Genomic DNA, 7,963 nt, shown 5'->3' on the forward strand with positions numbered 1-7,963 from the left:
AAACTTGAGCTTCGCGTTCCAAAGTGTACCTCACTAGAATTTGAGTCCGCCTTCACGAGCTCCCTCAGCGAGAGCCTGAACGCGACCGTGATAGATGTAACCGCCGCGGTCGAAGACCACGGATTCAATGCCCTTGGACTTGGCGACTTCTGCGACCTGGAGGCCGAGCTGCTTGGCCTGTTCAGTCTTCGTCATTTCGCCGAACTTGCCCTGGAATTCCTTGGCAGTCGTAGCGAGCTGGACGAGAGACTTGTTGTTCGCATCATCGATAATCTGGGCGACCATGTGAGACAAGGAACGGCGAACAGCCAAACGAGGGCATTCTGCAGTTCCGACAACAGACTTGCGCACACGAGCATGGCGTGCGATTCTGGACTGGATTCTTTTCTTAGCAATTGCAGTCATAGTTTACCCTTATTTACCTGTCTTCTTACCTTGCTTACGACGGATAATTTCGCCGGCGTACTTGATGCCCTTGCCCTTATACGGTTCAGGCTTACGGTACTTGCGGATTTCCGCGGCAGCCTGGCCGACCTTCTGCTTGTCGATGCCGGAGATGGAGATCTTCAGCGGGTCAACAGCCTTGAGTTCGACGCCTTCCGGAGCCTTGAAAATAACCGGATGAGAGAAACCGAGAACGAGGTTCAGGTCCTTGCCCTTCTGTTCGACGCGGTAGCCCACACCGACGATTTCGAGAGTCTTCTCGAAACCCTTGGTGACACCTTCGACCATGTTGTTGACGAGGGCGCGGGTCGTGCCGTGGATGGCGCGGGTGAACTTCTGATCGTCAGGACGGGAGAACGAAAGCTGGTTGCCTTCGAGCTTGATGGAGATGAGTTCGTGGACGTTGGTCTCGAGCTTGCCCTTCGGGCCTTCCACCTTGATGTTCTGACCATTGACGGCGACTTTGACGCCAGCCGGGATATTGATAATAGCTTTTCCGATACGGGACATCTTTACCATACCTTTGCGATGACTTCGCCACCCACCTTCTGTTCGCGGGCTTCGTGGTCAGTCATGACACCTTTAGATGTGGAGATGATAGCATAGCCAAGGCCGTTGCGGACGCGCGGAAGCTTAGCCACGTCGACGTAGTGGCGAAGACCCGGCGTAGAAACGCGCTGGATGCCCTGGATAGCGGATTCGCCCTTCGTGTAACGGAGCAGAACCTTGAGGATGCCCTGCTTGCCGTCATCGACGACGACGAACTTCTTGATGAAACCTTTTTCCTGCAGAACGCGTGCAATTTCACGCTTCAGGTTGCTGGCAGGAATGTCAACCACGGGCAGCTTAGCCTTGCAGGCGTTGCGCACGCGGGTGAGCATATCGGCGATAGGATCTGTCATTGCCATGAGTTATACTCTCCTTACCAAGACGACTTTGTGATACCGGGGATTTCGCCGGCGAGTGCCATTTCGCGGAAGCAAATACGGCAAAGGCCAAAGCGGCGCATAAAGGCGTGCGGCCTACCGCAACGCTTGCAACGGTTATACCCACGAACGGTATACTTCGGGGTACGCTTGCATTTTTCAATCATTCTTCTGCTTGCCATGGTATTACCTTACTTCCTGAAGGGGAGTCCAAGTTCTTCGAGAAGGGCGCGGCCTTCGTCGTCCGTCTTTGCAGAGGTCACGAAGGAGATGTCCATACCGAAGGTACGAGAAATCTTGTCGATATCGATTTCGACGAAAATCGTCTGTTCCTTGATACCGAGAGTGAAGTTGCCCATTCCATCGAAACCACGGCGAGCGAGACCACGGAAGTCACGGACACGCGGGAGGTTGATGTTGATGAAACGGAAAAGGAAGTCCCACATCATGTCGCCGTGGAGAGTGACCTTGGCACCGATGCCGAGACCTTCACGGAGGTGGAAGTTGGCGATAGCCTTCTTCGCTGTGGTGACTACGGCCTTCTGACCCGTAATGGCGGTAAGCGTTTCAGCGGCTTCGTCCAGAATCTTGCGGTTCTGAGCAGCGGCGCCAACGCCCATGTTCACCACGATCTTCTCGAGACGCGGGATTTCCATCACGTTCTTGTAGGCAAATTTTGCTTGCAGGGCCGGAACGACTTTTTCGAGATAAAATTGCTTCATCTGATTCATTGTTTTACCTTACACAGCCTTTCCAGTCTTGACACTGGTACGAACGCCCTTCTTGCCGGCTTCGCGAACGACGCGAGTACGGACAGGCGTGTTGCCTTCGAGGAGCATCACGTTAGAAATGTCGATCGGCATTTCCTTTTCGATGATGCCACCTGCCTGGTTGGTCTGAGACGGCTTCTCGTGACGCTTGCGGACGTTCACGTCCTTGACGGTCACCTTGCCGGCCTTGACACTGATCACGGTGCCGGTCTTGCCCTTGAAGGCACCGGAAATCACCTTGACGTTATCATTCTTCTTGATGTTAGCCATTAGAGAACCTCAGGTGCGAGGGAGATGATCTTCATGTAATTCTTTTCGCGGAGCTCACGAGCCACCGGTCCAAAAATACGGGTTCCACGCGGTTCACCATCCTTGGTGATGAGAACGACTGCGTTGTCCGAGAAACGAATGAACGTTCCGTCCGGACGGGAGATTTCTTTGCGTGTGCGCACGACGACGGCGTCGGCCACGGAACCCTTCTTCACCTTGCTCTGGGGGATAGCGTCCTTAACGGCTACCTTGATGACATCACCGATGCTAGCATAGCGACGGTTCGTGCCACCCAAAACACGGATGCAGGCGACTTCCTTGGCTCCACTGTTGTCAGCCACGACGAGTCTGGTTTCTTCTTGAATCATAATTCGCCTTACTCCAGGAGTTTACTTCTTCTTTTCGACGATGCGGACGAGACGCCAGCGCTTCGTAGCGGAAAGAGGACGAGTTTCCATGATTTCCACCAGGTCACCTTCGCCCGCTTCGTTGTTTTCGTCGTGAGCCTTGAGCTTCTTGGTGGTGGTCATGATTTTGTTGTACATGGGATGACGCTTGCGGTTTTCAACCACAACCGTGATGGTCTTGTCCATCTTGTCGGAAGCGACAACACCCTGCTTGACTTTACGAAGGTTTCTATCCATTTCCTGCTCCTGCCGGCTTATGCCTTGGCCTTTTCGCTGAGGATGGTCTTGATTCGGGCGATTTCCTTACGGGCGGCCTGAATCATAGAGGGTTTTTCCAAATTACCGAGCTTCGCAGTCATGCGGTAATTGAACAAATCGAGATTCAACTGAGCCAGCTTTTCCTTGAGCTGGGCCACGTCGAGAGCTCTCAGTTCATTTTTCAAGTCACGAGCCTTCATTAGATCTCCGATTCTTCGATGATTTTGCACTTAAGGGGGAGCTTCTGAGCTGCGACATGGAGAGCTTCCATGGCGAGTTCACGTTCGACACCACCCATTTCGAAAATGATGCGACCCGGGAGAATCACGGCGACCCAGAATTCCACAGCGCCCTTACCCTTACCCATACGGGCTTCGGCAGGGTGACGGGTAATCGGCTTGTCGGGGAACACGCGGATCCACACGCGACCGCCGCGCTTGATCTTACGGGTCATAGCGATACGGGCAGCTTCGATTTGGCGAGCCGTCAGCCAGCACTTTTCAAGAGCCTGAATGCCGAATTCGCCGAAGGCCATGTAGTTGCCGCGAGAAGCGACACCCTTCATACGGCCCTTCATCTGCTTACGATGTAATGTTCTTTTAGGACTCAGCATAATTACTTCTCTCTCTTGTTGTCGGACATGACGTCCTTACCAATCTTTTCACCGTGCATGATCCACACCTTGATACCGATGGCACCATAGACGGTCTTAGCAATCGATGTCGCGTAGTCGATATCGGCGCGGAGAGTGTGCAGAGGCACGCGGCCTTCGGCATACTTTTCGACGCGGGCAATTTCGGCACCGCCGAGGCGGCCACCGCACTGCACCTTGATACCTTCCACACCCAGGCGCATGGCGGACTGGATGGCGCGCTTCATGGCGCGACGGAAGGAGATACGCTTTTCGAGCTGGCGGGCGATGTTCTCAGCGACGAGCTTGGCATCCGTTTCCGGGCGCTTGATTTCGTGCACGCTGATGAAAATTTCCTTACCGGTGAGGAACTGGAGTTCGCTCTTCACGCGCTCGAGTTCTTCGCCCTTCTTGCCGATGACGATACCCGGGCGGGCGGTAAAGAGGTTCACGTTCACCTTCTTGACGGTACGTTCGATGCCGACCTTGGAGAGGGAGGCATGTTCAAAACGCTTCATCAAGTAGCGACGGAGGGTGATGTCTTCATAAAGAAGATCGGCAAAGTTGTCTTCGGCATACCACTTGGATTCCCAACCGCGGATAACGCCAAGACGAAGACCATTAGGATGAGTTTTGTGACCCATTGTTATTTCTCCTTGTCTGCGACGACGACGGTGAGGTGGGTGAGCGGCTTTTCGATACGGAAAGCGCGGCCCTGGGAACGCGGGTGAATACGCTTCATGATCGTGCCACCATCAGCGGCGATGGTCTTGATCACGAGTTCTTCAGCGGCAACCGGAGCGGCAGACTTCTGCTTGAAGTTTGCGACAGCGGACTTGAGGGCGTTCTCGACAATCGGGGCACCCTTGGTCTTAGTGTGGAGAATGGAGAGCATTGCGAATGCTTCGTCAACACGCTTGCCACGGACCAGGTCCACAACGCGGCGGAGCTTGCGCACACCGTAACGGACGTTTTTCACTTTAGCAACAGCTTGCATTATTTCTTACCTCCAGCGGTTTCCGTCTTGCGGTGGCCACGGAACGTACGGGTCATAGCGAATTCGCCGAGCTTATGGCCGACCATGTTTTCAGAAACATAGACCGGGAGGAACTGCTTTCCGTTGTACACGGAGAAGGTAAGTCCGACCATATCCGGAACGATTGTGGAACGACGGGACCAGGTCTTGATCGGCTGCTTCTTGTCGGAGCCAGCCATTGCCTGGGCCTTGCTTAGAACGTGGGAATCCACGAAAGCACCTTTCTTAAGGGATCTCGACATGAATTAGGCCCTCTTCTGACGACGGCGCACGATGTACTTATCGGTACGCTTATTGTTACGAGTTTTGGCACCCTTGGAGTTCTTGCCCCAGGGAGAGCACGGATGACGACCACCAGAAGTACGTCCTTCACCACCACCGAGCGGGTGGTCGACCGGGTTCATCACGACACCGCGGACGGACGGGCGCTTGCCGAGCCAGCGAGAGCGGCCTGCAGAACCCGAGGATTCATTCATGTGATCGATATTGGAAACCTGACCGACAACGGCGAGGCAGTCTTCGGAGATGAAGCGGACTTCACCACTCGGGAGCTTGACCTGGCAGAGCTTGCCGTCCTTGGCGACGAGTTCAGCAGCGGCACCGGCGGAGCGGACCAGCTGAGCACCCTTGCCCGGCTTGAGCTCGATGTTGTGGATCATCGTGTTCAGCGGGATGTCGCGGATCGGGAGAGCGTTACCCACGCGGAACTCGGCACCTGCGCCGGCGTTCAGCACATCACCGACCTTGACAGTAGCCGGGGCGATGATGTAGGCGCGCTTGCCGTTCTGGTACTTGACCAGGGCGATACGGGCGGAACGGTTCGGATCGTATTCGATCGTCTCGACCGTGCAGGGGATGCCTGCGAACTTGCGCTTGAAATCGATGATACGGTAAAGTTTCTTGTGACCACCACCACGACGGCGGGAGGTGATTTCACCAACGTTGTTACGGCCGGAGCTGCTCTTGATACCTTCGGTAAGGGGCTTGTACGGCTTGTCGGCAGTGATTTCCTTGCGGTCACCAATCTGCTTGTAACGAAGCGTCGGGGTAAGAGGGCGATAAGACTTCAGACCCATAGTTATACTCCTTCGAACTCGGCAATCTTTTGCCCGGCCTTGAGTGTGATGTAGGCCTTCTTCCAGTTGGGTTTCTTGCCGGCAACCATGCGAACGCGCTTGATCTTACCGCGGGTAATCACGGTATTCACAGAGTCGACCTTCACATCGAAGCGCTTTTCGATAGCAGCCTTGATGTCGGTCTTGGTGGCGTCCATGGCGACCTTGAACACGTACTTGTGCACATCGTTACGCGGATTGACCATGTTCTTCATGGTTTCTTCGGTAATGTGCGGGGTCAGCAGGATTTCACGAATTTCCTTCATTAGCGGCCTCCTTCAAGTTCCGCGAGAGCGGCCTGGGAGATGACAACGTTGTTGGCGCGGACGATGTCGTAAGTGTTGACATCTTCGACGCGTGCGCAACGGCACCAAGGAATGTTGTTGGAGGAGAGGTAAAGGTTCGCATCCTTCTCGCTAACAACGAACAGAGCGTTGCGCTGTTCGACGCCAGCCTTAGTGAGGACAGCGAGGAGATCCTTGGTCTTCGGGGCGCCGAAGCTGAGGGCTTCGAACACGAGGACCTTGCCATCCTTGGCCTTTGCAGCGAGTGCAGAGTGGAAGGCGATCTTCTTGACCTTCTTGTTCACCTTTTCGAAGTAGTCATGGGACTTCGGACCATGGGCCTTAGCACCACGAACCCACACGGCGGAGGTGTTCTGGCCGGAACGAGCGCGGCCGGTACCCTTCTGCTTCCACGGCTTCTGGCCACCACCGCTCACAGAGGACTTATTCTTGGCCTGGGCGTTGCCCTGGCGCTGGTTGTTCAGAATAGCCTTGATGTGGAGGTACATGCAGACCGTGTTGACTTCTTCGTCAAACATCTTCGGGAGTTCGATATCGTTCTTGAAATCGCCTGTTGCGGCGAAAAGCTTTGCACTAGCCATTAGTCTTTCCTCACCACGATAATGCTGTTCTTCGGGCCCGGGACAGCGCCACGGACGAAGATCAGGTTGCGGTCGCCGTCAACCTTGACGACCTGGAGGTGCTTGACAGTCACTTTCTTGTTGCCGTACTGACCAGGCATACGCTTGCCCGGGAAAACACGACCCGGGTAGGAGTGAGCAGACGTGCCGCCCGGTTCGCGCATGTTGTGCGTACCATGGGAGCGGGGACCGCTGTGGAAGCCGTGGCGCTTGATGGCACCAGAGAAACCGTGACCCTTGGAGATGCCGGAGACATTCACCATCTTCACGTCGGCGAAGTCAGCTGCACCGAATTCCTTGCCAACCGGCCAGGCTTCGAGATCAGCGACGTCAAATTCGGCGAGGTGTTCGCGGACAGCGATTTCAGCCTTCTTGAAATGGCCGATTTCAGCCTTATTGGCACGCTGTTCCTTCTTGAGACCAAAGCCGATCTGGACAGCAGTGTAACCGTCCTTTTCTTCTGTCTTGTGGCAAACGACCACGCACGGACCGGCTTCGAGAACCGTTACAGGAACGCATTCGCCCTGTTCCGTGAACACTTGGGTCATTCCCAACTTCTTTGCGAGAATACCGTTCATTGTTATTAGACCTTAATTTCGACTTCGACACCAGCCGGCAAGTCAAGTTTCATGAGGGAATCAACAGTTTGCGGCGTAGCATCGAGGATGTCGATAAGACGCTTGTGCGTACGGGATTCAAACTGTTCACGAGAAGTCTTGTCGATATGCGGAGAGCGGAGCACCGTATACTTCTGGACCTTCGTCGGGAGGGGGATGGGTCCCGCGATGCGGGCACCCGTTTGCTTAGCTGTATTCACGATGTCTTGAGCGGAGCGGTCGATCATACGATGATCGAAGCTCTTCAAGCGAATACGAATGCGTTCACCAGCCATGATTTTTCCTTACTTGATGATTTCGGTTACAGAGCCAGCACCAACAGTACGGCCACCTTCGCGGATAGCGAAGCGGAGCTGCTTTTCCATGGCGATCGGGGCGATGAGGTTCACGTGGATCGTGACGGTGTCGCCCGGGGTCACCATTTCGACGCCTTCGGGCAGCTGGATAGTGCCAGTCACGTCGGTGGTGCGGAAGTAGAACTGAGGACGGTAGCCGTTCATGAACGGCGTGTGGCGGCCACCTTCGTCCTTCGTGAGAACGTAGATTTCAGCCTTGAATTCGGTG

The 7,963-nt window shown here is 54.9% G+C and carries 18 protein-coding genes and 1 pseudogene; all 19 read right to left on the reverse strand.

The window, feature by feature from the left end:
- Positions 1-33: 33 nt before the first annotated feature.
- Positions 34-405 (reverse strand): 50S ribosomal protein L18, encoded by a 372-nt coding sequence (gene rplR / locus IK012_RS02630; RefSeq protein WP_290950087.1) that lies wholly within the window; start codon positions 403-405, stop codon positions 34-36.
- 9 nt (positions 406-414) lie between these two features.
- Positions 415-954 (reverse strand): 50S ribosomal protein L6, encoded by a 540-nt coding sequence (gene rplF, locus IK012_RS02635; protein WP_290950124.1) that lies wholly within the window; start codon positions 952-954, stop codon positions 415-417.
- Positions 955-956: 2 nt separating this feature from the next.
- Complete coding sequence (gene rpsH, locus IK012_RS02640; RefSeq protein ID WP_088639006.1) at positions 957-1,352, reverse strand: 30S ribosomal protein S8; 396 nt, start codon at positions 1,350-1,352, stop codon at positions 957-959.
- Positions 1,353-1,366: 14 nt separating this feature from the next.
- Positions 1,367-1,552, reverse strand: a complete 186-nt coding sequence (locus tag IK012_RS02645; RefSeq protein WP_014546106.1) for a type Z 30S ribosomal protein S14 — start codon at positions 1,550-1,552, stop codon at positions 1,367-1,369.
- A gap of 9 nt (positions 1,553-1,561) precedes the next feature.
- Positions 1,562-2,101: a 50S ribosomal protein L5 gene (gene rplE / locus IK012_RS02650; protein WP_290950093.1), complete on the reverse strand. Its 540-nt coding sequence runs from the start codon at positions 2,099-2,101 to the stop codon at positions 1,562-1,564.
- A gap of 9 nt (positions 2,102-2,110) precedes the next feature.
- Entirely contained in the window at positions 2,111-2,410 is a 300-nt protein-coding gene (gene rplX / locus IK012_RS02655; protein ID WP_290950096.1) for a 50S ribosomal protein L24, read from the reverse strand.
- Positions 2,410-2,778 carry a 50S ribosomal protein L14 gene (gene rplN / locus IK012_RS02660; protein ID WP_072807549.1) on the reverse strand — a complete coding sequence of 123 codons (369 nt, stop codon included), beginning with the start codon at positions 2,776-2,778 and terminating at the stop codon, positions 2,410-2,412. The genes rplX and rplN overlap by 1 nt, the downstream gene beginning before the upstream one ends.
- Before the next feature lie 21 nt (positions 2,779-2,799).
- Positions 2,800-3,054 (reverse strand): 30S ribosomal protein S17, encoded by a 255-nt coding sequence (gene rpsQ / locus IK012_RS02665; protein WP_088639003.1) that lies wholly within the window; start codon positions 3,052-3,054, stop codon positions 2,800-2,802.
- A 17-nt stretch (positions 3,055-3,071) separates the two neighbouring features.
- Complete coding sequence (gene rpmC / locus IK012_RS02670; RefSeq protein WP_290950100.1) at positions 3,072-3,275, reverse strand: 50S ribosomal protein L29; 204 nt, start codon at positions 3,273-3,275, stop codon at positions 3,072-3,074.
- On the reverse strand, positions 3,275-3,688 hold the full coding sequence (gene rplP / locus IK012_RS02675; protein ID WP_290950104.1) for a 50S ribosomal protein L16: 414 nt from the start codon (positions 3,686-3,688) through the stop codon (positions 3,275-3,277). Before rplP ends, rpmC begins: the two co-directional genes overlap by 1 nt.
- A gap of 2 nt (positions 3,689-3,690) precedes the next feature.
- On the reverse strand, positions 3,691-4,350 hold the full coding sequence (rpsC, locus tag IK012_RS02680; protein ID WP_290950106.1) for a 30S ribosomal protein S3: 660 nt from the start codon (positions 4,348-4,350) through the stop codon (positions 3,691-3,693).
- A 2-nt stretch (positions 4,351-4,352) separates the two neighbouring features.
- Positions 4,353-4,703, reverse strand: a complete 351-nt coding sequence (gene rplV, locus IK012_RS02685) for a 50S ribosomal protein L22 (RefSeq protein WP_290950108.1) — start codon at positions 4,701-4,703, stop codon at positions 4,353-4,355.
- Complete coding sequence (gene rpsS, locus IK012_RS02690) at positions 4,703-4,984, reverse strand: 30S ribosomal protein S19 (RefSeq protein WP_088638998.1); 282 nt, start codon at positions 4,982-4,984, stop codon at positions 4,703-4,705. The genes rplV and rpsS overlap by 1 nt, the downstream gene beginning before the upstream one ends.
- Before the next feature lie 3 nt (positions 4,985-4,987).
- Positions 4,988-5,818, reverse strand: coding sequence for a 50S ribosomal protein L2 (rplB, locus tag IK012_RS02695; RefSeq protein ID WP_088638997.1), 831 nt, complete (start codon positions 5,816-5,818; stop codon positions 4,988-4,990).
- 2 nt (positions 5,819-5,820) lie between these two features.
- Positions 5,821-6,123, reverse strand: a complete 303-nt coding sequence (gene rplW, locus IK012_RS02700; protein WP_290950115.1) for a 50S ribosomal protein L23 — start codon at positions 6,121-6,123, stop codon at positions 5,821-5,823.
- Complete coding sequence (gene rplD / locus IK012_RS02705) at positions 6,123-6,743, reverse strand: 50S ribosomal protein L4 (RefSeq protein ID WP_290950118.1); 621 nt, start codon at positions 6,741-6,743, stop codon at positions 6,123-6,125. The genes rplW and rplD overlap by 1 nt, the downstream gene beginning before the upstream one ends.
- Positions 6,743-7,360, reverse strand: coding sequence for a 50S ribosomal protein L3 (gene rplC, locus IK012_RS02710; protein ID WP_290950121.1), 618 nt, complete (start codon positions 7,358-7,360; stop codon positions 6,743-6,745). Before rplC ends, rplD begins: the two co-directional genes overlap by 1 nt.
- Positions 7,361-7,365: 5 nt before the next feature.
- Positions 7,366-7,674, reverse strand: coding sequence for a 30S ribosomal protein S10 (rpsJ, locus tag IK012_RS02715; protein WP_173798279.1), 309 nt, complete (start codon positions 7,672-7,674; stop codon positions 7,366-7,368).
- Between the two features lie 9 nt (positions 7,675-7,683).
- Positions 7,684-7,963, reverse strand: a pseudogene (gene tuf, locus IK012_RS02720) (elongation factor Tu); the annotation flags it as partial.

Source organism: Fibrobacter sp., from assembly GCF_017551775.1.
Classification (GTDB): domain Bacteria; phylum Fibrobacterota; class Fibrobacteria; order Fibrobacterales; family Fibrobacteraceae; genus Fibrobacter.